The sequence below is a fragment of the Serratia liquefaciens genome (genome assembly GCF_027594825.1).
In the GTDB taxonomy this organism is placed as follows: Bacteria; Pseudomonadota; Gammaproteobacteria; order Enterobacterales; family Enterobacteriaceae; genus Serratia; species Serratia liquefaciens_A.
In genome coordinates, this window is sequence record NZ_CP088930.1 from 4,088,647 (window position 1) to 4,113,342 (window position 24,696).

The following is a 24,696-nucleotide window of genomic DNA, read 5'->3' on the forward strand; positions in this document are numbered from 1 at the left end:
TATTACATCTACATCCTGGAATAAAACTGCGTGAGATTATTTACTCAAATCGGCTGGTACTTCCGCCGCGAGTGGCGCCGCTACCTGGGGGCAGTGGTGCTGCTGATCATCATTGCCATTCTGCAGCTGTTGCCACCCAAGCTGGTGGGGATCATTGTCGACGGGATTACCGAAAAACAGATGTCCGGCGGCGTGCTGATGGCATGGCTGGGGCTGATGCTCGGCACCGCCGTGGTGGTGTACCTGCTGCGCTACGTATGGCGAGTGTTGCTGTTTGGCGCGTCTTATCAGCTTGCCGTCGAACTGCGTGAAAATTTCTATCGCCAGCTTAGCCGCCAGAACCCGGCTTTTTATCTGCGCCACCGTACCGGCGATCTGATGGCTCGCGCCACCAACGATGTCGATCGGGTCGTTTTCGCTGCCGGTGAAGGGGTGCTGACACTGGTCGATTCGCTGGTGATGGGCTTGGCGGTGCTGGTGGTGATGAGCACCCAAATTAGCTGGCAGCTGACCCTGCTGTCGTTGATCCCTATGCCCATCATGGCGATCGTTATCAAGTATTACGGCGATCAGTTGCATCAGCGCTTTAAATCGGCGCAGGCGGCGTTCTCCAGCCTGAACGATCAGGCGCAGGAAAGCATGACCAGCATCCGCATGATCAAGGCGTTTGGTCTGGAAGATCATCAATCCAATCAATTTGCCGAAGTGGCCGCCCAAACCGGTGCCAAAAATATGCACGTAGCCCGGGTGGATGCGCGTTTCGACCCGACGATTTACATCGCTATCGGTACCGCCAATCTGTTGGCTATCGGCGGTGGCAGCTGGATGGTGGTCAATGGCACCCTGACGCTTGGGCAACTGACCAGCTTTGTGATGTACCTCGGCCTGATGATTTGGCCGATGCTGGCGCTGGCCTGGATGTTCAACATTGTTGAGCGCGGCAGTGCGGCATACGGCCGCATTCGCAGCCTGCTGGAGGAAGCGCCGGCAGTGACCGACGGCGAGCATCCATTACCGGCGGGGCGTGGCAGCCTGGCCGTCGATATCCGCGCCTTCCACTATCCTGGCAACCATCACCCGGCGCTGCACAATGTCACGTTGAAGCTGGAACCGGGCCAGATGCTTGGCCTGTGTGGCCCGACCGGTGCCGGTAAGTCGACGTTGCTGTCGTTGATCCAGCGCCAGTTTGATGTGGATGATGGCCAGATCAGCTATCAGGGACTGCCGCTGACCCAGGTGAAGCTCGACGACTGGCGCTCGCGACTGTCTGTGGTTAGCCAGACGCCATTCTTGTTCTCGGACAGCGTGGCTAACAATATTGCGCTGGGGAATCCGGGGGCGACGCAGGAACAGATTGAGCGTGCGGCCCAGTTGGCCAGCGTGCATGAAGACATTATGCGCCTGCCGCAAGGCTATGAAACCGAAGTGGGCGAGCGTGGCGTGATGCTGTCCGGCGGCCAGAAACAGCGTATTTCTATTGCCCGTGCATTGTTACTGGATGCAGAAATCCTGATCCTCGACGATGCGTTATCGGCAGTCGATGGTCGAACCGAACATCAGATCCTGCACAACCTGCGCAGTTGGGGACAAAACCGGACGGTGATTATCAGCGCGCACCGGCTTTCGGCGTTGACCGAAGCCAGCGAAATTCTGGTGATACAACACGGCGGCGTGGCTCAGCGTGGCGAACATGCGTCTCTGGCGGCTCAACCGGGCTGGTACCGCGATATGTACCGCTATCAGCAACTGGAAGCGGCGCTGGATGAGGCACCGGAAAGCGGCGAGGAGATGCTAGCCAATGAATAAGATGCAAAAGCTGTGGCCGACGTTGAAACGGTTGCTGGCTTATGGATCGCCGTACCGCAAACCTTTGGGCCTGGCGGTGTTGATGCTGTGGGTTGCGGCAGCGGCGGAAGTCGCCGGGCCGATCCTGGTCAGTTATTTTATCGATAACTACGTCGCTAAAGGCCAGTTACCGCTGATGATCGTCTGCGGACTGGCGGCAGCCTATATTCTGCTGGAGCTGTTGGCGGCGGCACTGCACTATTTTCAAGCGTTGTTGTTCAACCAGGCCGCGGTCGGGGTGGTTCAACGCCTGCGTACCGACGTGATGGACGCCGCGCTGCGTCAGCCGCTTAGCGCCTTTGATACGCAACCGGTGGGGCAGTTGATCTCGCGAGTGACCAATGACACCGAGGTGATTAAAGACCTGTACGTCATGGTAGTGTCCACCGTACTGAAAAGCGCTGCGCTGATTGGCGCCATGCTGGTGGCGATGTTCAGCCTGGACTGGCGCATGGCGCTGGTGGCAGTCTGCATCTTCCCGGCGGTGTTTGTGGTGATGGGCATTTACCAATACTACAGCATCCCGATTGTGCGCCGGGTGCGCAGCTATCTGGCAGACATTAACGACGGCTTTAACGAAGTGATCAACGGCATGGGCGTGATCCAGCAGTTCCGCCAGCAGATCCGCTTTGGCGAACGCATGAGCGCCGCCAGCCGTTCACACTACACCGCACGTATGCAGACTCTGCGGCTGGATGGTTTCCTGTTGCGTCCGCTGCTCAGCCTGTTTTCGGCGCTGGTGCTGTGCGGCCTGCTGATGCTGTTCGGCTTCAGCGGCGAGGGCACCATTGGCGTGGGCGTGCTCTATGCTTTTATCAACTACCTAGGGCGTTTGAATGAGCCGTTGATCGAACTGACGTCGCAGCAGTCGATTCTGCAGCAGGCGGTGGTGGCCGGCGAGCGTATTTTCGAACTGATGGATCGCCGTCAACAGAGCTATGGAACGGACGATCGCCCGCTGGAGAGTGGCCGCATCGATATTGAAGACCTGAGCTTTGCCTACCGCGATGACAAAAAGGTGCTGCAGCATATTTCGCTGTCGGTGCCGTCGCGGGGGTTTGTGGCGCTGGTGGGTCATACCGGCAGCGGCAAGAGCACGCTGGCCAACCTGCTGATGGGGTATTACCCGGTCAACCAGGGCGAAGTTCGTCTCGATGGTCGTCCGTTGGCCTGCCTGTCGCACCGCACGTTGCGGCAGGGGGTGGCAATGGTGCAGCAGGATCCGGTGGTGATCGCCGAATCGGTGCTGGCCAACGTGACGCTGGGCCGTAACATCAGTGAAGAGACAGTGTGGCAGGCGCTGGAAACGGTGCAATTGGCTGAGCTGGTACGTGGTTTCCCGCAGGGTATTCACACCCGGCTGGGCGAGCAGGGGAACAACCTGTCGGTGGGGCAGAAACAGCTCTTGGCGATGGCCAGGGTGTTGGTGCAGGCGCCACAAATCCTGATCCTCGACGAAGCGACCGCCAACATCGATTCAGGCACTGAACAAGCGATTCAGCGTGCACTGCGCCTGATCCGTGAACATACCACGCTGGTGGTGATCGCTCACCGATTGTCGACCATTGTGGATGCCGACTCTATTCTGGTTCTGCATCGGGGTCAGGCTGTCGAGCAGGGCAATCATCAGCAACTGTTGGCTCAGCAGGGGCGTTATTTCCAGATGTACCAGCTGCAACTGGTGGGCGAAGAATTGGCCGCTGCCAGTCGCGAAGAAATACCAACCGCATGATCTAAGGGGGCCACGGCCCCCTTATTTTTTGAGCGCCACGCACCACAAACAGGCACAGATCCTTTTTAAATCCCTTTCACTGCACTTTTTCGACGCGTCACGCACCAAAATAGTGCGCAATATTTAATCAACTTTTCGTCGGGTAGCGTGCTGCCAGCCAATCTACACATGTCAGATCCCCATCCCGCCGGTTAATTTGCTGAATCCGCGTACAAAACCATTTGTGGCATAGCCTTTGCTTTATAAGTCTCGTACCGGGGTGAGTTTGGGCTTAATTCGTGGAGGGGCAATATGAAGCTGGTGACCGTGGTGATAAAACCATTCAAGCTGGAGGACGTGCGTGAAGCCCTATCCTCTGTAGGCATTCAGGGGCTGACCGTAAGCGAAGTAAAAGGCTTTGGTCGCCAGAAGGGACATGCTGAGCTCTATCGCGGAGCCGAATACAGCGTCAACTTCTTACCTAAAGTAAAAATCGACATCGCCATCGCCGACGATCAGTTGGATGAAGTGGTTGATGTGATTAGCAAAGCGGCCTACACCGGCAAAATCGGTGACGGCAAAATTTTCGTTGCCGAATTGCAACGTGTCATTCGCATTCGCACCGGCGAAACAGACGAAGCAGCACTGTAATCACAGGCTCAGTAAAGTAATGGGGATGGATTGATAATGAAAAAACTTTTATCCATGTTGGGCCTGAGTACGGTAACCATGGTTCCTTCTTTGGCCCTGGCCGCTCCGGCGGTCGCAGACAAGGCTGACAACGCCTTCATGATGATTTGCACCGCTTTGGTGCTGTTCATGACCTTGCCGGGTGTCGCTCTGTTTTACGGTGGTTTGCTGCGTTCCAAAAACGTGCTCTCCATGTTGACCCAGGTCACCGTCACCTTTGCTTTGGTGTGCGTGTTGTGGGTCCTTTACGGCTACAGCCTGGCCTTCAGCGAAGGCAATGCCTTCTTCGGCGGTTTCCAGACGGCAATGCTGAAAGGCATAGGTATCGACAGCGTTACCGGAACCTTTAGCCAGATGATCCACGTGGCGTTCCAGTGTTCATTCGCTTGTATCACCGTTGCGCTGGTGGTGGGGGGCTTTGCCGAACGCATCCGTTTCTCGGCGGTGGTGATCTTCGCCGCTATCTGGTTCACCATTTCCTACCTGCCGATTGCCCACATGGTGTGGGGAGGTGGCTTCCTGGCCGCTGATGGCGCGCTGGACTTTGCCGGCGGCACCGTGGTGCATATCAATGCGGCAAGTGCCGGCCTGGTTGGCGCTTATCTGCTGGGCAAGCGTGCCGGTTTCGGTAAGGAAGCTTTCAAACCGCATAACCTGCCGATGGTATTTACCGGCGCTTCCATCCTGTATATCGGCTGGTTCGGCTTTAACGCCGGTTCCGCCAGCGCGGCTAACGGCATTGCGGCCCTGGCTTTCCTGAACACCGTAGTGGCGACCGCTGGCGCTATTCTTTCGTGGACTTTTGCCGAGTGGATTGTGCGCGGTAAACCTTCTCTGCTGGGTGCCTGTTCCGGCTGTATCGCCGGGTTGGTTGCCATCACGCCGGCTGCGGGTACCGTAGGGGTTGGCGGGGCGTTGATTATCGGCCTGGTCGGCGGTATTGCCGGTCTGTGGGGCGTGGTCACGCTGAAGAAATGGCTGAAAGTGGACGACACCTGCGATGTGTTCGGCGTGCATGGCGTGTGCGGCATCGTCGGCTGCTTGCTGACCGGCGTGTTCACCTCCGCCTCGCTGGGCGGAACTGGATACGCAGAAGGCGTTACCATGGGGCATCAGGTATGGATCCAATTGTTGAGCGTGGTGATCACGCTGGTGTGGTCCGGAGCGGCCGCCTTCATTGCCTTCAAAGTGGCAGGTGCTATCGTCGGGCTACGCGTACCGGAAGAGCAGGAGCGCGAAGGTCTGGACGTCAACAGCCATGGTGAGAGTGCCTACAACCAATAAGCCTTGAAGAAGGGCAGTGCGCTAAATAACTCGAAAAATAATGATGATGCAAAAAGGGCGATGGAGACATCGCCCTTTTTCTTTTTTTAACGATATTTCCCATTTTTAAGTAATGCATTGTTTTTATTGACCTTATATTAATTGCATTATCAAGTGCTTTTTCTATAATGGTTTTGGTTTGTACTGTTTGTTTTATTTGTTTGTATTAATACGTATTCATGGGAGATAACGATGAAAGGAATAGTGAATTCTGTTTACGTAGGAAAAGTGGTTCCTTTCACTCGTCCTGACAGCTTTACCGGCATATTCAAAAAAGAGGTTAATCATCTGGTTTCAGTAGGTTATGAAGGCATTGAGGGGGATGAGATCGGCGACCTGAAGGTACATGGTGGGCCGGAAAAAGCGATACACGTTTATCCATTGGAACATTATAAAAAGTGGAAGGCAGAATTTCCCGACTGTCCCTTTTTTGATAATGCCGGCGCATTTGGCGAGAATTTTAGCACTATCGGCTTGGATGAAAGCCAGGTCTTTGTCGGCGATATTTTTAGTATAGGGACGGCGGTAGTGGAGGTTTCACAAGGTCGATTACCCTGTTGGAAATAAATGACAGATTCGACATTCCCTATTTTTCGGAAATGCTACAAATTAACTACCGCACCGGTTGGTATTTCAGAGTAATTCAACAGGGAAGTGTCGGTCTGGGCGATGAAATTACCTTGATTAACAGGACCAATGATAAATGGAGTTTGCAGGAGATAATGAAGGTTATTTTTACCAAATCTCTTGATGAGGAAACGTTAACCAGCGTATTGACATTACCTTTGGTTCCCTCTTGGCGAAAGCTGTTTATGAAAAGACTGTTAACCGGGGTGGTGGAAGACTGGTCGCCAAGGCTGCATGGCAGAAAAGGTTAAAATGAAAGGACGCGTTGATTTTTTATCGCTGTTACGTACGGCATTCTTCACTATTGGGCGGCACCTCAGTGAGGCCAGTTTTTTTAACGTTCACTATTTTTTTATTTTCATCCTGTGCAAGGCAAAGTCAATCGATCTGTCAAGATATCAGAAGAAAAACATCAGGGACTACAGCAGCTTCCAGAACTTTTTTTGCAGAGAGCTCAGCGAGGAAACAAAGAATAAAGTCAGTTTATTGAATTCAAAGGAACTTTGTATGCCTTGCGACGGGCGTATGGGGGCCCAGGGCGAGATAAAAGAGAATACGTTACTGCAAGCCAAGGGAATTGAGTATTCCCTCCTCAGGCTTTTTGGTTTTAACAATGAAATGACGCAGGGCTACAATGGCGGCAGTTTTTCGAATATATACCTGGCACCGGAGGATTATCACAGGGTGCATATACCGTTCGATGGTTTCTTGATTAATACCATTTATTGTCCCGGAGATTTTAAATCGGTCAGGGAGAAAAATGTAAAAAATGATAAAGAGTTATATGTTGGCAACGAACGGCTGATTTGTGAGTTTATGACGGAATATGGCAGGATGACCGTTATTTTTGTAGGCGCATTTATGGTGGGGGGGATAGTCACGGCCTGGGGAGGAAAGGTCAACTATAACCGTCTCTACACCCATGAGTCTTTTTATAATGACTGTCTGTTTTATAAAAAAGGCGCCGAGATAGGCTATTTCACTATGGGGTCAACTGTCATAGTTCTGTTTGATTCCTGCTGGGATCTCGATTTCAGTAGGGTAAATCAAGGGGATAAGGTTGAGTTTTCTGATGCTTTTGTCACGGTGATGAAAAAGTAAGCGTTAACACTTCGTCGATCTATGAGGAAGTATTTTTATTTGAATAGGGAGCCAGAGCATGGCGAATATACATCACTTGGACAATCCCGCGTTCTTGCCAGACGACCTGCCATGCCCGGTGGATGACGGTGCGGCCGAGCATCTGGTTGGCATGCCAATGCCGGCCCTGCGTTTTCACTCCACGTTTGGTGAGAGGGTCGACCTGTCAGTCTTGCCGGGGCGTACGGTTGTCTATGCCTATCCGAGGACCGGTGTGCCTCACGTCAATTTACCGGCAGGTTGGGACGCTATCCCTGGTGCTCGCGGCTGTACAGCGCAAACTTTATCGTTTCAGGCCGAAAAGGAGGTGTTTGCCGCCTTCGGGATCAGGATCTTTGGGTTGAGCACGCAAACCAAGGATTATCAGAGAGAGCTGTCTGACCGACTCAGGCTGACTTTCCCCATCTTGAGCGATGCTGAGTTTGCATTGGTCGACGCCTTGCGTTTACCCACGATGAACGTGGAAGGCATGCGGCTGATTAAGCGTTTAACGCTGATCATCAAGGATGGCACGATTGAACACGTGTTCTATCCCGTTTTCCCTGCGAACAAAGCGGCCGCTGAAGTCATCAAGTGGCTGCAAGACCATCCGGATTTGACACCGGGAGCCTTTGCCTGATCAGGGCACCGGCCCATTTGTGAAGGTACAAAGCAAAAATGCCAGCCAACCGGGCTGGCATGCCATTGAGGGGGAGTTTCTTAGGCGTCGCGCTGGCGGATGACGCCTTCCTGCACCGTAGTGGCGACCAGAACACCGTCACGGGTATAAAATTGTCCGCGTACAAATCCACGGGCGCCGGAAGCGGAGGTGCTTTCGACCACGTACAACAACCAGTCATCCATGCGGAAAGGGCGGTGGAACCACATTGAGTGGTCGATCGTTGCCACCTGCATGCCCGGCTCCAGGAAGCCTACGCCATGTGGCTGCAACGCCGTCGGCAGGAAGTTAAAATCTGACGCGTAACCCAGCAAATATTGGTGGATGCGCTGATCGTCCGGCATGGTGCCGTTGGCACGGAACCAAACGTAGCGGTGCGGCTCTTCCACGCTGCCCTTCAGTGGGTTGTGGAATTTGACTGGGCGCATTTCGATCGGCTTCTGCCCGATAAACTTTTCACGCACTTTATCCGGCAGCATCTGCGACAACTTTTGGGCAATGTCCGATTCGGATATCAGCCCTTCCGGCGGTGGCACATCCGGCATGGTGTTCTGATGTTCAAACCCTTCTTCCGGGCTCTGGAAAGAGGCGGTCATATAGAAAATCGGCTTGCCATGTTGAATGGCGCTGACGCGACGGGCGCTAAAACTGTTACCGTCGCGCAGGATTTCCACGTCGTAGATAATCGGCTTGCTGCTGTCGCCTGGGCGCAGAAAATAGCTGTGGAACGAGTGTACGCTCCGCTCTGCCGGAACCGTCTGTTTGGCGGCATACAGTGCCTGACCAACCACCTGACCGCCGAATACCTGACGGAGCCCCAGATCTTCGCTTTGGCCGCGGAACAACCCTTCTTCGATTTTCTCCAGATCCAGCAGATCAAGGAGGTTTTGCAGTGCCTGGCTCATAAAGTTACTACCCTTATAATAATCATTTTGCTCAGTGTGCGGAATATCACGGTAAGACGTCAATATATTGCGTTATGGCACAGAGAAAATTGGCTGAATGCTGAACATTATTAGGGAGGTAAGTGATTAATAGGCAGTGTTAAATGGATTTTTCAGTGTTTTGTGCTAAGTTTAATGAGTGGGGTGGTGGAAGCCACCAACGTGTTGATAATAAAAAAGGAGACCGATCCATGAAACTCTGGCAAATCGTAGGTGGAGCTGCAGCATTAACCCTCACTCTGGCTGGCTGTGCCCAGAAGAGTGCCAATGTGCCTACTCCAACGGCGGGAAGCGCGGCGATTGCACAAACGCAGATTCAGGGCCCGGCGGTGACTGGTTCGGTTAACATTCGCCAGCGCATTGCGCTGCCGCCGGATGCGATACTGACCGTCACGCTCTCTGATGCTTCACTGGCGGACGCTCCGTCTAAAGTGATCGCCCAGCGTGCGGTACGTACCGACGGCAAACAAGCGCCGTTTAATTTTGTACTGCCGTTCAACCCGGCCGATATTCAGCCTAATGCGCGCATTATCCTGAGCGCGGCAATCACGGTTAATGGGCAGCTGATCTTTATTACCGACACTATCCAGGAAGTGGTGAACCGTAACGGCACCCGTGCCGACCTGCTGCTGGTTCCGGTGCAAGGCATTCCGGTTCAGGCGACACCAACGGCGATGCCGTAATCCGGTGGTCCTGAAGCAGTAAGCTATCAACAGCCTTTGCGCTCCGGCCAAAGGCTGTTTTTTTTCACCAGCGCCAGCCGTAAACCAACAGATCCACCGTGCTGTGGGCGCCAAAAATGATCCCTTCCGCAAGCAATGCCTGACGTTGGCGTTGGAAATCCTCCCCCTGCTGCGAAATTTGCCCGTGCCGGTTAATCACCCGATGCCAGGGCAGGCTGCTGCCTTCCGGCAGGCGACGCAATACGCCCCCCACCTGACGTGCCGCACGTGGTGAACCGGCCAGGCGCGCTACCTCACCGTAGGTCGTCACTTTGCCATAAGGAATGGCGGCCACCACGTGAAACACGCGCTGGCTGAACGAGGCGTCTTCTGGTTCCATTTCTGTGTTCCTGCTGCAGCGAAATCCCAAGATCAAAGTGTGCCACAGCCGAGGTGGGTAAGAAAACAGCGGTTGGCCCCGGTTGGCTTGCTATTTGGCTGGCCATCACCGATAATGCCCACCGCTTCGCAGTACCAGAAGCCGTCAATGGGGGCCCTGTTGGTTCTCCCGCAACACTAACTTGTGAACTCGGTCAGATCCGGAAGGAAGCAGCCGCAGCAGGTGACGTGTGTGCCGGGATGTAGCTGGCAGGGCCTCCACCAATTTCAGCGTCACACCATACTTTTCTCTAGCCTAGCCCTTGCCTTGGCATAGTCCCTTTGGATGGAAATAGCTGAAAGAACTCACTTTTAAACTTATTGTCCGCTTGCTGCGATAACTTGCAGTTGCACATTATGCAGCTATGGCACCAAACCCTTTCCAGACGCCAGGTGAACCAGCGCTGATACAAATCCAGCCTATAAATGCTCCAGCTGTTGGTGCTGTATTATATCTGATATCTCCAATACGATAGGTGCCGGAAGCCGGTGCGTTGGCTCCGATGGATTGTTTTCTAGTGGGTTGAATGTAGTAGGGATCCACGCTGCTCTGGATCAAAGCCCCATTATGTTTTGTTGGATTGAATACCCCACCACCAGAACCAAAGGATACATCACCAATGACATAACCACCAATTATGAAAATATTTCTTGCTGCACTATTAAAGTTAATTTCGCTAGAGAAATGACAGGATTTAAAATAAACACCAATATTACCATTGGATGAACTTGTGCCTATAACTTTCCCCCGAAACTCACAGTTGTCGAAGTAAGTAAGGTTGTCTGGGTAACTAATTGCTATATCTTTGGTAAAAATGCAGTTATCAAATATTTTAAATGAGCTGGTGGCTAATGCTGATAGGCTGGAGATGTTTGTACGATGAATGTAAACTCTACTATTGCTTCCTGATGTCATGGATAAATCAATTCCTGGTGTGCATCTGACATTGTACATATATAATTCACAATGACCGATGCTGATAACTCTGTATTCAGCTATGCCTCCATCGTTAAATGTATAAACCCCTTCACTTCCTTGGAAGAAAGTTCCTCCATTGGTATTAGTGACATCAACGTTAGCATTGTATTCAATGTGGCAAGAGTTGAACTCACAACAAATTCCGCCAATAGTACTAAAGACGGGGCAAACCCAGTTGTCTTCAAACTGACAGTTATTAAAACGAAGAAAGTTGGCCTTATCGCTGCCGTAACTACTTCTAATCATTATAGGGTTTTTTAGTGTTTTTGAAATATTGAAACTATCTACAGGATTTTTCCTATCTCCTGAACTGGAGCCGCTCCCCCAAATATCGACCGCATCGAACACACTGTCTTGGCATTTATCTATGAACAATGCGCAACCATTGAAGTCCTCAATGGTTATGTTGCGGTATGTTGCGCGATACTGCGCCTGCAGATAAAGGCCATCACCCAAGTATAAAGGGTTACCCAAGAGACTAAAATTCTCAAGAATGATGCCAGCATAGCCTTGTTCTGATCCGCCCCATAGGGGATTGTTTTTCGAGGGAAAATTTAGCAATGCTTGGTTTTCATTATCAGTTCCTCTCATGTCAGAAAATACAGTTCTGTCTTTTGCTCCATGCCCTATTAGATGAATACCGCAGTTATTCTGAAAATAAATTGGACTCATCAATCGCATGGGATTGGCTCTGGGTGCCTGAGGAAGAATGACTGTTCTTTTTCGCGCGCTGGAGGCAATTCGTTGTAATGCAGGCGAGCAATCTTGCAAGCTGGGATCCAGGCCAAACCATGAAGCGTACCACTCTCTCTTTTGTGATTCGACTCGTTTCCACCTTTTCCCTGTTGCAGTTACGATAGTGGTGCCCGCATCATCAGGTGTTTTTGTATCTGTCTCATCATAATAGAAATCACCACCACCAAAAGGTGTCTTGCTATCGTCATAATAAGAACATAGGAATACACGCTGCCCGGTCAGTGATGGCTCAAGAATTCTTAAATTTTCTATGCTGGAAATGAGTTTCTGTGTCATAAGTACCTCTTTGCTCTAGATTGTTTTTTACTAAGGAAATATATATTCCATCCATTAATTTCAGGTTTTAATTAGAAGCCTTTATTTGCAGTGGTTAAAATGTTAATTAATTAGGTGTTGTTTTTCTAGTTTTCGATGTTGTGTGGTGGATAGGTGAAATAATTTGTTTGAATTTGATGTGTAAGGAGGGGGGAGTAATAAAATTTAATAGGTGGGATGGTGTTTTATCACTATTCAAGAGATGTGCTAATATATTGCAAGCACATCTCTTGAACCTTTAACCTCAGTGCTTCACCAGCGTAGCGAAGTAGTACGCCAGCGGGATAGCCAGCAGGTAAAGCCCGACCGGAACTTCACGCCATTTGCCGGCAATCACCTTGATGATGATATAAAACAGCAGTCCACCGGCGATACCGGTACCGAAGCTGTTGGCAATCAGCGTGATCATCACCATCATCAGTACCGGCAGGCCGTCGGTAAAGTTGGCCAAATCGACTTTGCGCAATCCGCTGAACATATTCAGGCCGATCAGGATCAATGCCGGTGCGGTAGCCTCTTTCGGGATCATCAGGGCAATGGGGGTAAACAGCAGCATCAGCAAGAACATGATGGCTGCCGCTAGCGCTGTTAATCCAGTCTTGCCACCGGCTTCGGCGGCGGCTGACGATTCGATCAGCGCCGTGGCGGCTGGGATACCGACCCAGGGCCCCAGTGCTGCAGCGATAGAATCCACCATAAAGGGCCGGTTGATGTGCGGCATGTTGCCGTGTTCGTCGAGTAATCCGGCTTCACCGCCGACGGCGAGCGTGGTCCCCATGGTGGAGAAAAACTCCGAGGCGAAAAAGACAAACAGGTAAGGCAGGAAGGCGATATTCAATGCACCAATCATATCGACGTGGCCGAGCACTGGGGCCAATGAGTGTGGCATTGCCATCAGACTGGCGGGAAGGTGCGTGACGCCGAATGGAATCCCCACCAAGGTCGCGACCAGGATCGCCCACAAAATCGCGCCGGGGATGCGTCGAGCCTGTAGGGCAATGGCCAGAAACAGGCCGCACAGGGCAACCAGCGCACCGGGTGCCGTGAAGTCACCCAGCATCAGCGCATTGGATTTGGCATTGGCCAGCACCAGCCCGGCGTTACGAAATCCCAGTACCGCAACAAATAATCCGATAGAGGCGGTCAGCCCCAGCTTGATGGACTGCGGCACCGAGCGGGTAACCACCTCGCGCAGCCCAAGACGAGTCAGGGCAAAAAACAAAATGCCGGACCAGCAGGCGATACCCAGACCAATCTGCCACCCTATGCCTTCACTGCCCGCCAGCGTCACGCCGACCAACACCGAACCGCCGATACCCGGGCCAACGATAAACGGCAGATTACCGTAAAACGCCATAAGCAGGGTGCCGATCACAAACACCAGAATGGTGCCGGTGGTCACTGCGCCCTTATCCATGCCGCCGATGGCCAGCAATCCGGGGATCACCACCAACAAATAGGCCGCAGCCAGAAAACCGGTGATACCGGCCAGGCATTCGGTTTTGACATTACTTTGCCGCGCATGCAGTTGAAAACGCCGTTGCAGCCAGCCCCCTGGTGTTGGAGCATTTACTGAGTTTTCAGCCATATAGACAATCTCCGTTGCTACCCGTCGTATTTCAAGCCGCAGCGTTGTTGGCAACACTCACTCACCCCAGTAACTTACTTGAGTAAGCGCCTGGGGATGAGTGAGTGTGCCTGTCTAGCTGCAACTTGAAATCCATAGGGTATATATTGTTATTATGATTATTTTTACGCCGGGGTTTCCCAGCAGGCGATCAGCGGATCGACAATTTGGCGTGTGGTGCCGTCGGTCAGGCCGAGATCGGTCAGGTGCGGCCCGGCGTTGCACGCCAGGCAGGTGCCCTCAATTGCCTTGAAAACCCGGTAGGGCGGTTCCCAGTCGGCGATTTGTGCGCTCAGATCGCGCAGTTTTTTAAATTGTTGTGCCAGTTCTGCGGCAGGCAGATCGGAAAGCATGCCGGCAATCGGCATCGCCACCTGGGCCAGGATTTCCCCGTTTTGACTTAAGGCCATGCCGCCACCGCAGGCGATCAGGGCATTGGCCGCCCGCGCCATATCGGCTGCGTCACGGCCCAGAACCACCAGGTTATGCGAGTCGTGTGAGTAGCTGGTGGCGATGGCACCGCGCAGTTCCCCCCAGCCTTCCAACAGCGCAAGTTGCGGGGTGGCCTGGTGGCGACCATGGCGATGTTGCACCCAGATCAGGCTAAAGCCGTCCGGGATCTGCACTTCGCCGTCGCGAACCTCGACGGTGGTTTCGTTCCACTGGGTAAAACGCGCGCCTTTAATGTGGCGCAGGGTGGCTTTACCGTGGAGGATCGCCGGGACTTTCAAGATGAAATCTTTTGCAGCCAGCGGGGGAAGCCGCAGCGTATCGCGCGGCACCGTTACTTTCGGGTTTGCACTGAGCGGTGTCAGCATTTTTCCGTTCTGCGCCATCAGCTTTCCTGCGACGTAGACCTGCCTTGCACTCAGTTGAGTGAGCGAATCAAAGACCACCAGGTCGGCAATGCGGCCCGCGGCAATCAACCCGAGATCGTTGCGTTGCAAGCGAATAGCGGCGTTGAGTGTCGCCATCCGCAATACGTCGGTTCCCGACAACCCCTGCTCGATCAGCATATTGAGTAATGCCACAATGCCGCCTTTTTGCAGCAACATATCCGGCGGCACATCGTCGGTGCAGACGGTGACCTGCGAGGACAGGTGTGGCAACGTTTGCAGTGCTGCAACGATCTCGGGCAGCAGGTAAGGGTGAGAGCCTCTGATCTCCAGCGTCAGTCCAGCGCGTAGTTTCTCCAGCGCGTCGGCTCCGGAGGTCAGCTCATGGTCGGACGTCACGCCCGCGGCCAGATAGGCCTGAAGCTGAGCGCCGTTCAGCCCACGTGCGTGACCTTCGATTAACTTGCCGCTGTTCAGCCCGGCGTTGAGGATATCCAGCATGCGCTCGCTGCCGTTCAACACGCCGTGCATGTCCATGACCTCGGCAACTCCGCCGACTTCCGGCCAGGCCAGCATGGTTTCCATTTCATGGCCGCCGAAATCAGCGCCGGACATTTCCAACCCTGGAGTGGAAGGGACGCTTGAAGGCGCTGCACAGATCACCCTGAGCGGCAGACCACGGCTGGCGTCGACCGCGTAACGCACACCCTCAACGCCGAGCACGTTGGCCAGTTCGTGCGGATCCCAGAAAATGGTGGTGGTGCCTTGGGCAACGACGATTTCGGCGTAACCTTCCGGAGGCAGGTGCGAGCTTTCAACATGTACGTGGGTGTCGATCAGGCCGGGGCTCAGATAAGCGCCGGCCAAATCTTGTGTCTGCAAGGCTTCGGTCACTGTGCCGCAGGGATGGACGCTGGCAATCAGTGCGCCAACGATGCCGACATCAGCGCTGCGGATTTCACCGGTGGCCATATCGACCAGTGAGGCGTTTGTCAGCAATAAATCAAAAGGAAGTTGGCCTAATGCGGCCTTCACCGCGCGTCGGCGTTCGACCGCGCTGATACAAGAAGTGGTCATGGTAATTACCCGGCATGATGACAGGGTTGTTACTCTAGGGGGGCGGGCAGGCTTTGCACAGATGATTTAATTTATTGCCTGATAAGAAACGTTTATGCTGTCGCAAACGTTTACTTGGTTGGCGGATGGAAACCTGACATGTCTGAACCCTGGCGCCGCTTGCCCGCGCTGTCTCTCAAGCAGATCCAATATTTCGTTACTCTGGCGCGGCTTCGGCATTTTACCGATACCGCGAACCGTTTGGCGATCAGCCAACCGGCACTGAGTAGCGCGCTGCGGCAGATAGAGTTGGTGCTGGGCGGTAAATTGGTGAACCGTACCGCTTCCGCAGTGACCCTGACCGAACAGGGCGCGGCAATTTTGCCGCATGCCGAGCGGTTGCTGAATGTGGCGCAGGCGTCTTTTGACGATATGCAGCGCATTATGTTGGCGGGGGGCGACGGGACCTTGCGTATCGGGTTGGTGCCTTCGGTCAGTCGGCTGTTGTTTCCGGCCGTGCCGCAATTGCTGGCGGCGAACTTTCCGCGGTTGCGGGTAGAATTTCACGATCAAACCAATGATTCACTGTTACTGCAATTAGAGAACGGCCTGATTGATTTTGGTATCGGTGCGCTCGACAGTTCAGTGCCGCAGTCGCTGGAAATATACCCCCTGCAGGAAGATCCCTTTGTGGTGGTCATGCGCCGTGACGATCCTCTGGCTGAATCACACCATTTGCCGTGGCGGCAATTAGCCCGGCGCGATATCGCGGTTTTTTCCAAGGGGAACATCAGTCGGTTGGTATTGGCTTTGGCGGAAAGCCATCGTCTGGATTTAACCGCACGCTATCAGGTGGATTTTCTGGAGACGTTATACGGATTGGTACGTTCCGCATTAGCGGTCGCTATTTTACCCGAGCTTTACACCACTCATTTGAAAGACGACGAATTAACCGTCGTTCAACTACAGCAGCCGATGCTTAGCCGCACAGTGGCGTTAATGCGCAGCGCGCAGCCTAATCGTCCGGTGTTAATTGAGGCGTGTTTCCAATTGTTATTGCAGGATTTTCAACGGCGGATGAAAGTGCAGTAAGTCAATGAGATAAATACGGGAATAGGTTTTACATTGAGGCCGACAAATGTATCGGCTCAACGCAGCTTCAGCCAGGATTAACGAACGAATTTCCACACGGCCGTTGGGATTTTATCGTATAGCTTATTCATGGTGAGCTCAGCCAGACGGTGATCGGCTGCGGAGTAAAACAGCTCCAGCTCGTCATCCGAAAGCTCATACTTATTTTTTTCAATAACGCGTTCAAGGGTGTCGATCGTGGTGCATTTACGTAAACGCATCAGATAATCAATTTTAGTCATGATAACCTTTGGTGTAATAAACCGTAGAATAGAATCAATTTAGGGATAATTATCCCCTAAGTTTTCATTGTCGTACAGACGCCCTCTCCTGAGAACATTCTGAATAATCGCGCCTTGGTTTTTTGCCAGCGACGCAGATCGGAATCATTGATACCGTAGCTGCTGAACAGCGTGTAGGTATCATCGAGGTATTCCTCGACTAACTCCGATAAATCACTTTCGTCCATGTATTTAATTTTATAACTCATCACAAACGAAGCAATATGTTCAATCAACTCATTAAGCTGGAGGTTGACGGAAGACGTTGGGTCGTTCACCCAGCCGTGGTGGCTGTCGCCCAGCGTGGCAATGCCTTCATCATACAAATTTTCGCACAAGAATTTCAGCTGAGCAATATCGTGCCTTTTAGGCGAATACTCATCCATATCATCCCCTCCGTAAGTCTTAATTTCGGTGTTGATAACACTCTGTGAGTAAGCTGATTTACATCATGGACAGAGGTAGCTTAATGACGGTGGTAAAATAAACTTCTCATATAATGAATATAAATCATTTCTCCGCGTCTGGCCTGCTGTTATTACGTAAACTTACAATTCATCTGCGGTAGATGGGCGGGAGTTATCGATGATGTCAAAGATTAGCCCCGACTCGGCCACGCTGAAAGTGACACTCTCTCTGATGTATTCCTCGGCGCTGATATCCAGACAGGCATTGAAAATTGTCCATTTATAGCGGTAACTCATTGAATACTGGCTGTCGCCCAATTCATGAATATCAAGTATTTCTAATGAACCTTCGGTATAGCGCGCGTTTTCAGAATAAAAACTCAATCCGCTGGTCAATGCCGGCACCAGCTCTGATATTTTATCATTAATCACTTTCTTTAGTTTTTTAACAGAAAGTGCTTCCGTCATTGTGCTGCAGCTAAGAGTTACGTGCATTTAATGCCTGAGCGTATCGCGATCTATCTATTAATCTTACTCCTTTTTTATCACTTCGTCGGTAAACTTTTCGTTAACTGGAGGCTTTTTTACAGTATCTCAACGTTGTTTACCGGTTAATAACCCTGATGTTTCTCTGTCTATCTCGAAAGAAGTACTCCCTGAGTGTCAAATTCGGTGAGTTGCCGGTGCAAGCAGAGCTTGATTGTTACGTTCAGTTGCATTAATCCCCGAACGGGCGCTTGAGTGAATGAAATGATTGTGATGTTATATTGTAACAATAAATCCTCTCTCGTTTGGCCATGAAACTGACATCCACACCACAAGATGGCGATCTGCCGTCATTGAACTCGCTGTTCACCGCTTCAGCAGGGCTGCGTTGCGGCATTGCCGCTGCGTTACTGGCATTGCTTTGGTTGGGCATCCATTGGGCGGTGGCATTGCCATGATAACCCTGCAAAAAGCCGTAGTCGGCTATGGCGGAGCGCCGTTGTTTCCCCCGCTTAGCGGACATTTCGCCGTGGGATCGCTGACCGCCGTGGTCGGTGTTAACGGGGCCGGCAAGTCTACGTTGCTGAAAACAGTGGCGGGGCTTTTGCCGTTGCAGGGCGGAAGCCTGCGTTTTAGCGGCAATAAATTACCGCGTATGGCTTATTTGCCCCAACAGGCGGAGCTGGATCGCCAGTTTCCGATCCTGGTCAGCGATTTGGTGGCCATGGGGAGCTGGCCGTTGAGCGGCATGTTCGGCGGATTGAACAAGCGAGCTGCGCGGCAAATTGCCGAGGCGCTGGATGCGGTGAGTATGACCTCGATGGCACGCAGCCCCGTCGGCGAACTTTCCGGTGGCCAACTGCAACGGGTGCTGTTCGCCCGCTTGTTGGTGCAGCAGGCGCCGCTTATTTTGCTGGATGAACCTTTTACCGGCATTGACAGCGCCACCATTCAATTGCTGTTGCAGGTGATTGATCGTCTGCACCAACAGAGAAAGACGGTGATTGCCGTGCTGCACGATATGTCGATGGTGGCGAATCACTTTCCCCAGGCTTTGTTGCTGACGCCACAGTGCTGCCACTGGGGGGCTGCCGAGAACGTGTTGGAACACATTCCCGCGTTGAATATCGCCAGCGCTCCGCTCTGCCGCAGTGGGGAGCGTAATGATGTTGCTTGAGGCATTAATCGATCCCTTTGCTTCCTTTGGCTTTATGCGGCGTGCGCTGGTGGCCTGTTTCGCCTTGTCGATCAGCGCCGCGCCGCTGGGCGTTTTTTTGTTGCTGAGGCGGATGAGCCTGGTGGGTGACGCACTGTCGCATGCGGTACTGCCCGGTGCCGCCATAGGGTATTTGATTTCCGGTATGTCGCTGGTGGCGATGGGCGTAGGCGGGTTTATCGCCGGGCTCGCCGTGGCGATGCTCTCAGGGCTGGTCAGCCGCCGCACGCCGTTGAAAGAGGATGCCAGTTTCGCCGGTTTCTATCTGGGATCCCTGGCATTGGGGGTTACGCTGGTTTCGCTGCGCGGCTCCAGTGTCGATTTGCTGCACGTGCTGTTTGGTTCGATCCTCGCGGTAGATACACAGGCTATTTTCATGGTTGGGGCGATAGCCAGTTTTTCGCTGCTGGCGCTGGCGGCGCTGTATCGCGCTCTGGTGATTGAATCTTTCGACGCGATCTTTTTACGCGTTAGCGCACCGCGCTGGCTGGCACTGATCCATGGACTATTTCTGGCGCTGGTCGTGATCAATTTGGTGGCAGGTTTCCAGATCCTCGGCACCTTGATGTCGGTGGGGCTGATGATGCTGCCCGCCGCCAGCGCTCGTTTTTGGGCCCGTAATTTGCCGCATACGCTGGCGGTGGCGATGGGCATCGGCATGCTCTCGAGCCTGATCGGCCTGGAATGGTCGTATTACGCGTCGTTGCCTGCCGGCCCGGCGATTGTGCTCAGTGCCAGCGTGATCTTTTTTGGGTCGATTCTGTTTGGGACGCGTGGGGGGATCTTTTCCCTGGCGCGCCGTTGAGAAGTGCCATGTGCAAGGAGAAAGTATGAAACGTTTACCTATTACGCTGGCAGTCGCTGCTCTGCTGTCCAGCCCGTTGGCGATGGCGAAAACCGTTGATGCCGTTGCCAGTTTTTCCATCCTGGGCGATATCGTCAAGCAAGTAGGGGGGGAGCACGTTAAGGTCACCACCTTGGTGGGGCCGGACGGCGATCCGCACAGCTTTGAGCCTTCGCCTAAGGACAGTAAGGTGCTGTCACAGGCCGACGTGGTGTTCGTCAGTGGTTTGGGATTGGAAGGCTGGATCGATCGGCTGGTTAGCGCCTCGGGATATAAAGGGCAGGTTATCACCGCGTCACAGGGAATAAACTCGCGCCAGATGGAAGACGACGGCAAAGAGATCACCGATCCTCATGCCTGGAACAGCATGAAAAATGGTGCGCAGTACGCCACTAACGTGATGAACGCGCTGATTGCCGCCGATCCTGAAGACGCCAATTATTTCCGCCAGCGCGGCGCAGAGTATATCCAACAGTTGCAGAAGCTGGATTTGTGGGCCAAAACGCAGTTTGCCGCCGTACCGCAGCAAAAGCGTAAGGTGCTGACCAGCCACGATGCTTTTGGCTACTTTGGGCAAGAATATGGCGTCACCTTCCTTGCCCCGGTCGGTTTCTCTACCGAAGCGGAGGCCAGCGCCAGCGACGTGGCCGGCCTGATCAAGCAGATCAAACAGGAAAAAGTGACCGCCTATTTTATTGAAAACCAGACCGACCCGCGCCTGGTGAAGCAGATTGCTGCGGCGACCGGAGCAAAAGCCGGTGGTGAGCTGTATCCTGAGGCGTTATCCCAGCCGCAGGGGCCGGCAGCGAACTACGTGCAGGCATTCAAACACAATGTCGATACCTTACTGAGCAGTATGAAATAAACCTTAGTGTCCCCGTTATGAAGGCGGGGACACTGATGACACTTCGGCTTTCTCCATAAAAAAAGCCCCGTTGAGCAGCAACGGGGCTTTGCGACAGATGACACTACGGAAGTTAACGCTTTTTCTTACGTCCCTGTACCGCTTTAAAACGCGGGTTGGTTTTACAGATCACATAGATGCGACCTTTGCGGCGCACGACTTTGCAATCCGGATGGCGATTTTTCGCCGAACGCAATGAACTCAAAACCTGCATGTTGATTCCCTTTTACTTCTTGCCAAGAAAGCGGCCGAAACGCTGCTGGAAACGTGCAGTGCTGCCCTCTTTAGAGAACTCTTTCTGCTTGCCGGTGTAATACGGATGCGAAGCGGAAGAGACGTCGATAGTGACATACGGCCAGTTTTCACCGTCCAGCTCAATGGTGCGGTCGGTGTTGATGGTCGAACCCACTTTAAAGTAGGCGTTGGCGCTCAGATCGTGGAACACCACGGTACGATAATTTGGATGGATACCTGCTTTCATGATGCACCCTCATGTAATGTTATACTATAACAATAATTATGCGCCGCGCGGCTCAGAGGATCAAGTACAAAATGCATCCGCAGATAATTTAATGAGAGTGATTTGCATTAAGCAGATGAAGCAAAAGAAAAAGGCCGCATAAGCGGCCTTTTGTCAGGAAGGGGAACAGCACTGAGCAATCAGTGATGCTCGACCGGATGGCTGTGTTCCAGGTCTTCAGACTTCTTGCCGAAGCGGCGGCGAACCACCACGAAGAACACCGGAACAAAGAACAGGGCCAGCACGGTGGCGGTAATCATCCCGCCCATAACGCCGGTACCGACCGCGTTCTGTGCGCCGGAGCCTGCACCGTTACTGATAACCAGCGGCAGTACCCCGAGGATGAAGGCCAGTGAGGTCATCAGGATTGGACGCAGACGCATACGTACCGCATCGAGCGTCGCTTCGATCAGACCCTTGCCTTCTTTCTCCATCAGATCCTTGGCGAATTCCACTATCAGGATGGCGTTCTTCGCCGACAGACCTATGGTGGTCAACAGCCCCACCTGGAAGTAGACGTCGTTGTTCATGCCGCGCATGGTCGCTGCCAGCAGAGCACCGATAACCCCCAGCGGCAGTACCAGCATGACCGAGAACGGAATCGACCAGCTTTCATACAGCGCTGCCAGACACAGGAACACCACCAGAATCGAAATGGCGTACAGTGCAGGCGCCTGGTTACCGGACAGACGTTCCTGATAGGACATACCGGTCCAATCGTAACCAATACCGCTTGGCAGTTTGGACGCCAGCTCTTCCATCATGTTCATCGCCTCACCGGTACTTTTACCCGGTGCTGCTTGTCCAAGAATTTCCATGGATGGCAGGCCGTTATAACGTTCCAGACGCGGAGAACCGTATTCCCATTTCGCCGTAGAGAACGCGGAGAAAGGAACCATCTGGCCGGTGCCGCCACGAACAAACCATTTATTGATATCTTCTGGCAGCATACGGAATGGCGCATCAGCCTGAACGTAGACCTTCTTCACACGACCGCGGTCGATGAAGTCGTTAACGTAGGTGCCACCCAGCGCGGTAGTCAGCGTACTGTTGATGGTGGTGATGCTCACGCCCAGCGCCTTGGCTTTCTCCTGATCGATGATCAGTTTGAACTGTGGCGTATCTTCCAGGCCGTTAGGACGCATGCCCACCAGCAGGTCTGGATGTTCGGCAGCCATGCCCAGCAACTGGTTACGAGCAGCGGTCAGTTTTTCATGGCCTAAGCCACCCTGATCGATCAGTTCAAAGTCGAAGCCTGTCGCGGTGCCGAGTTCGATAATCGCCGGCAGGTTGAACGGGAACACCAGGCCTTCTTTAATCTGAGAGAACGCACCCATCGCGCGGCCGGCAATCGCAGGCACTTTATTGTGCTCACCGGAACGTTCGGACCAGTCTTTCAGGCTGACGAATGACAGACCGTTGTTCTGGCCGTTACCGTTGAAGCCGAAGCCCGCTACGGTAAACACCGAGACCACGTTGTCCTTTTCCTTGGTCATGAAGTAGTCGGTGACTTCTTCCAGCACTTTAGCGGTACGCGCTTCAGTCGCACCCGCCGGCAGCTGAACCATGGTTAACAGGATGCCCTGGTCTTCTTCCGGCAGGAACGAGGACGGCAGGCGCAGGAACAACAGGCCCATGCCAACGACGATCAGCAGGTAGATCACCAGATAACGCCCGGTACTGCGCAGAATATTGGCTACGCTGTCGGTGTAGTGGTTGGTGCTCTTTTCGAACATGCGGTTAAACCAGCCGAAGAAGCCTGTTTTAATCCCATGATCGCCTTTCGGGACCGGTTTGAGCATGGTGGCGCAAAGTGCCGGCGTCAGGATCATCGCTACCAGTACCGACAGGGCCATCGCGGAAACGATGGTGATCGAGAACTGACGATAGATGGCACCGGTTGAACCGCCGAAGAACGCCATAGGTACGAATACCGCTGACAGCACCATGGCGATACCGACCAATGCACCCTGGATTTGGCCCATCGATTTGCGGGTGGCTTCTTTCGGCGACAGTCCCTCTTCGGACATTACGCGCTCGACGTTTTCCACCACCACGATGGCGTCATCCACCAACAAGCCTATCGCCAGCACCATACCGAACATCGTCAGGGTGTTGATCGAGAAGCCGAACGCCGCGAGGATCGCAAAGGTCCCCAGCAATACTACCGGTACGGCGATAGTTGGGATCAACGTCGCACGGAAGTTCTGCAGGAACAGGTACATAACCAGGAACACCAGCAAGATCGCTTCCATCAGCGTTTTCACAACTTCGTTGATGGAGATTTTAACGAACGGGGTGGTGTCGTATGGGTAAACCACTTTCATCCCCTGCGGGAAGAACGGTTCCATTTTGGCCAGTGCATCTTTTACGCCTTTAGCGGTATTCAGGGCGTTGGCGCCGGTGGCGAGTTTGATCCCCAAACCTGCTGCCGGTTTACCGTTGTAACGTGCGGTTACCGCGTAGCTTTCTGCACCGCGTTCAATGTGCGCAACATCGCTCAGGCGAACCTGAGAACCATCACTATTCACCTTCAACAGAATTTTACCGAACTCTTCAGGAGAGGTCAGGCGAGTCTGCGCGATGATCGAGGCGTTCAACTGTTGCCCCGGTACCGGTGGCATACCGCCCAGCTGCCCTGCGGCGATCTGGTTGTTTTGCTCGGTAATGGATGAGGTGACATCCGAAGTGGTCAACTGGAAATTATTCAGTTTGTTCGGATCCAGCCAGATACGCATAGCGTACTGGGCACCGAACAGCTGCACTTCACCCACGCCGGATGAACGGCTGATAGGATCTTTGATGTTGGAAGCTACGTAGTCCGCAATGTCATCCTGGGTCATGTTCGGATCGTCGGAAACGAAGCCGGCCACCATCAGGAAGCTACTGCTGGATTTTTCTACTTTCAGGCCCTGCTGCTGCACTTCTTGCGGCAGTAACGGGGTGGCTAACGACAGTTTGTTCTGGACCTGAACCTGCGCAATGTCAGGGTCGGTACCGGATTCAAACGTCAATGTAATGGTGACGCTACCAGAGGAATCGCTGGTGGAAGACATGTACATCAGATTATCTATACCGTTCATGTTCTGTTCGATAATCTGAGTGACGGTATCTTGCACCGTTTTGGCATCCGCGCCTGGATAGTTTGCGGAAATACTGACCGCCGGTGGTGCAATAGTAGGATACTGCGCAATCGGCAGTTTCATTATTGACAACACACCCGCCAACATGATGATGATGGCGATTACCCAGGCGAAAATCGGGCGATCTATAAAGAACTTAGCCATGTCTTACCGGCTC

The 24,696-nt window shown here is 53.1% G+C and carries 25 protein-coding genes and 1 other RNA gene; 15 read left to right on the top strand and 11 right to left on the bottom strand.

Going from position 1 to position 24,696, the window contains the following annotated elements:
- Positions 1 to 30: 30 nt before the first annotated feature.
- The 8 genes from LQ945_RS18715 (at position 31) to LQ945_RS18750 (ending at position 7,955) form a co-directional block, all read left to right on the top strand.
- Positions 31 to 1,806: a SmdA family multidrug ABC transporter permease/ATP-binding protein gene (locus LQ945_RS18715; protein WP_270101457.1), complete on the top strand. Its 1,776-nt coding sequence runs from the start codon at positions 31 to 33 to the stop codon at positions 1,804 to 1,806.
- Positions 1,799 to 3,577, top strand: a complete 1,779-nt coding sequence (smdB, locus tag LQ945_RS18720; protein WP_270101458.1) for a multidrug efflux ABC transporter permease/ATP-binding subunit SmdB — start codon at positions 1,799 to 1,801, stop codon at positions 3,575 to 3,577. The genes LQ945_RS18715 and smdB overlap by 8 nt, the downstream gene beginning before the upstream one ends.
- Before the next feature lie 291 nt (positions 3,578 to 3,868).
- Positions 3,869 to 4,207, top strand: a complete 339-nt coding sequence (gene glnK, locus LQ945_RS18725) for a P-II family nitrogen regulator (RefSeq protein WP_012005549.1) — start codon at positions 3,869 to 3,871, stop codon at positions 4,205 to 4,207.
- A gap of 36 nt (positions 4,208 to 4,243) precedes the next feature.
- Positions 4,244 to 5,530: an ammonium transporter AmtB gene (gene amtB / locus LQ945_RS18730; protein ID WP_270101459.1), complete on the top strand. Its 1,287-nt coding sequence runs from the start codon at positions 4,244 to 4,246 to the stop codon at positions 5,528 to 5,530.
- A 231-nt stretch (positions 5,531 to 5,761) separates the two neighbouring features.
- Entirely contained in the window at positions 5,762 to 6,136 is a 375-nt protein-coding gene (locus tag LQ945_RS18735) for an MOSC domain-containing protein (RefSeq protein ID WP_270101460.1), read from the top strand.
- Positions 6,127 to 6,447 (top strand): 3-alpha domain-containing protein, encoded by a 321-nt coding sequence (locus tag LQ945_RS18740; RefSeq protein WP_270101461.1) that lies wholly within the window; start codon positions 6,127 to 6,129, stop codon positions 6,445 to 6,447. The genes LQ945_RS18735 and LQ945_RS18740 overlap by 10 nt, the downstream gene beginning before the upstream one ends.
- A gap of 1 nt (position 6,448) precedes the next feature.
- Complete coding sequence (gene asd / locus LQ945_RS18745) at positions 6,449 to 7,297, top strand: archaetidylserine decarboxylase (protein WP_270101462.1); 849 nt, start codon at positions 6,449 to 6,451, stop codon at positions 7,295 to 7,297.
- Positions 7,298 to 7,355: 58 nt separating this feature from the next.
- Entirely contained in the window at positions 7,356 to 7,955 is a 600-nt protein-coding gene (locus LQ945_RS18750) for a peroxiredoxin (protein WP_270101463.1), read from the top strand.
- 80 nt (positions 7,956 to 8,035) lie between these two features.
- Here the strand turns inward: LQ945_RS18750 and tesB are convergent, their stop codons facing one another.
- The gene (tesB, locus tag LQ945_RS18755; RefSeq protein WP_270101464.1) at positions 8,036 to 8,899 is read right to left on the bottom strand and encodes an acyl-CoA thioesterase II; all 864 of its coding nucleotides are present in this window, start codon (positions 8,897 to 8,899) and stop codon (positions 8,036 to 8,038) included.
- Positions 8,900 to 9,129: 230 nt separating this feature from the next.
- Here tesB and LQ945_RS18760 point away from each other — a divergent pair, with 230 nt between their 5' ends.
- The gene (locus LQ945_RS18760) at positions 9,130 to 9,621 is read left to right on the top strand and encodes a YbaY family lipoprotein (RefSeq protein WP_044548713.1); all 492 of its coding nucleotides are present in this window, start codon (positions 9,130 to 9,132) and stop codon (positions 9,619 to 9,621) included.
- A 64-nt stretch (positions 9,622 to 9,685) separates the two neighbouring features.
- Here the strand turns inward: LQ945_RS18760 and LQ945_RS18765 are convergent, their stop codons facing one another.
- Positions 9,686 to 10,000, bottom strand: coding sequence for an MGMT family protein (locus LQ945_RS18765; RefSeq protein ID WP_044548715.1), 315 nt, complete (start codon positions 9,998 to 10,000; stop codon positions 9,686 to 9,688).
- A gap of 157 nt (positions 10,001 to 10,157) precedes the next feature.
- On the opposite strand from LQ945_RS18765, the gene ffs reads away from it, so the two are divergent.
- Positions 10,158 to 10,254: signal recognition particle sRNA small type (gene ffs / locus LQ945_RS18770), an RNA gene on the top strand.
- Between the two features lie 139 nt (positions 10,255 to 10,393).
- On the opposite strand, the gene LQ945_RS18775 is transcribed toward ffs, so the two are convergent.
- The 3 genes from LQ945_RS18775 to LQ945_RS18785 all read right to left on the bottom strand — a co-directional run bounded on the left by LQ945_RS18775 (position 10,394) and on the right by LQ945_RS18785 (position 15,628).
- Positions 10,394 to 12,049, bottom strand: coding sequence for a hypothetical protein (locus tag LQ945_RS18775; RefSeq protein ID WP_270101465.1), 1,656 nt, complete (start codon positions 12,047 to 12,049; stop codon positions 10,394 to 10,396).
- 283 nt (positions 12,050 to 12,332) lie between these two features.
- Positions 12,333 to 13,676, bottom strand: a complete 1,344-nt coding sequence (locus LQ945_RS18780) for an NCS2 family permease (protein ID WP_044548716.1) — start codon at positions 13,674 to 13,676, stop codon at positions 12,333 to 12,335.
- Positions 13,677 to 13,840: 164 nt separating this feature from the next.
- Positions 13,841 to 15,628, bottom strand: coding sequence for an adenine deaminase (locus LQ945_RS18785; protein WP_270101466.1), 1,788 nt, complete (start codon positions 15,626 to 15,628; stop codon positions 13,841 to 13,843).
- 138 nt (positions 15,629 to 15,766) lie between these two features.
- On the opposite strand from LQ945_RS18785, the gene LQ945_RS18790 reads away from it, so the two are divergent.
- Complete coding sequence (locus LQ945_RS18790) at positions 15,767 to 16,699, top strand: LysR family transcriptional regulator (RefSeq protein ID WP_044548718.1); 933 nt, start codon at positions 15,767 to 15,769, stop codon at positions 16,697 to 16,699.
- 77 nt (positions 16,700 to 16,776) lie between these two features.
- Here the strand turns inward: LQ945_RS18790 and LQ945_RS18795 are convergent, their stop codons facing one another.
- The 3 genes from LQ945_RS18795 to LQ945_RS18805 form a co-directional block, all read right to left on the bottom strand.
- Positions 16,777 to 16,980 (bottom strand): HHA domain-containing protein, encoded by a 204-nt coding sequence (locus LQ945_RS18795; protein WP_044548719.1) that lies wholly within the window; start codon positions 16,978 to 16,980, stop codon positions 16,777 to 16,779.
- A 56-nt stretch (positions 16,981 to 17,036) separates the two neighbouring features.
- Positions 17,037 to 17,405, bottom strand: coding sequence for an Hha toxicity modulator TomB (gene tomB, locus LQ945_RS18800; protein WP_044548720.1), 369 nt, complete (start codon positions 17,403 to 17,405; stop codon positions 17,037 to 17,039).
- A 162-nt stretch (positions 17,406 to 17,567) separates the two neighbouring features.
- A complete protein-coding gene (locus LQ945_RS18805; protein ID WP_270101467.1) occupies positions 17,568 to 17,894 on the bottom strand; it encodes a hypothetical protein in 327 nt (108 codons plus the stop codon).
- 329 nt (positions 17,895 to 18,223) lie between these two features.
- Here LQ945_RS18805 and LQ945_RS18810 point away from each other — a divergent pair, with 329 nt between their 5' ends.
- From LQ945_RS18810 to LQ945_RS18825, 4 genes are read left to right on the top strand one after another with little or no spacing between them, the layout of a single operon-like run.
- Complete coding sequence (locus LQ945_RS18810) at positions 18,224 to 18,370, top strand: hypothetical protein (RefSeq protein ID WP_182821803.1); 147 nt, start codon at positions 18,224 to 18,226, stop codon at positions 18,368 to 18,370.
- A complete protein-coding gene (locus LQ945_RS18815) occupies positions 18,367 to 19,089 on the top strand; it encodes a metal ABC transporter ATP-binding protein (RefSeq protein ID WP_044552824.1) in 723 nt (240 codons plus the stop codon). The genes LQ945_RS18810 and LQ945_RS18815 overlap by 4 nt, the downstream gene beginning before the upstream one ends.
- Positions 19,076 to 19,933, top strand: coding sequence for a metal ABC transporter permease (locus LQ945_RS18820; protein WP_044548722.1), 858 nt, complete (start codon positions 19,076 to 19,078; stop codon positions 19,931 to 19,933). Before LQ945_RS18815 ends, LQ945_RS18820 begins: the two co-directional genes overlap by 14 nt.
- Positions 19,934 to 19,958: 25 nt before the next feature.
- On the top strand, positions 19,959 to 20,837 hold the full coding sequence (locus tag LQ945_RS18825; protein WP_044548723.1) for a metal ABC transporter substrate-binding protein: 879 nt from the start codon (positions 19,959 to 19,961) through the stop codon (positions 20,835 to 20,837).
- Positions 20,838 to 20,949: 112 nt separating this feature from the next.
- Here LQ945_RS18825 and ykgO read toward each other — a convergent pair whose 3' ends face one another.
- From ykgO to sdeY, 3 genes are all read right to left on the bottom strand, one after another.
- Entirely contained in the window at positions 20,950 to 21,090 is a 141-nt protein-coding gene (ykgO, locus tag LQ945_RS18830) for a type B 50S ribosomal protein L36 (protein WP_012005563.1), read from the bottom strand.
- 12 nt (positions 21,091 to 21,102) lie between these two features.
- Entirely contained in the window at positions 21,103 to 21,357 is a 255-nt protein-coding gene (locus tag LQ945_RS18835; RefSeq protein WP_020825521.1) for a type B 50S ribosomal protein L31, read from the bottom strand.
- Between the two features lie 179 nt (positions 21,358 to 21,536).
- Positions 21,537 to 24,683, bottom strand: coding sequence for a multidrug efflux RND transporter permease subunit SdeY (gene sdeY, locus LQ945_RS18840; protein ID WP_262239356.1), 3,147 nt, complete (start codon positions 24,681 to 24,683; stop codon positions 21,537 to 21,539).
- Positions 24,684 to 24,696: the final 13 nt, after the last annotated feature.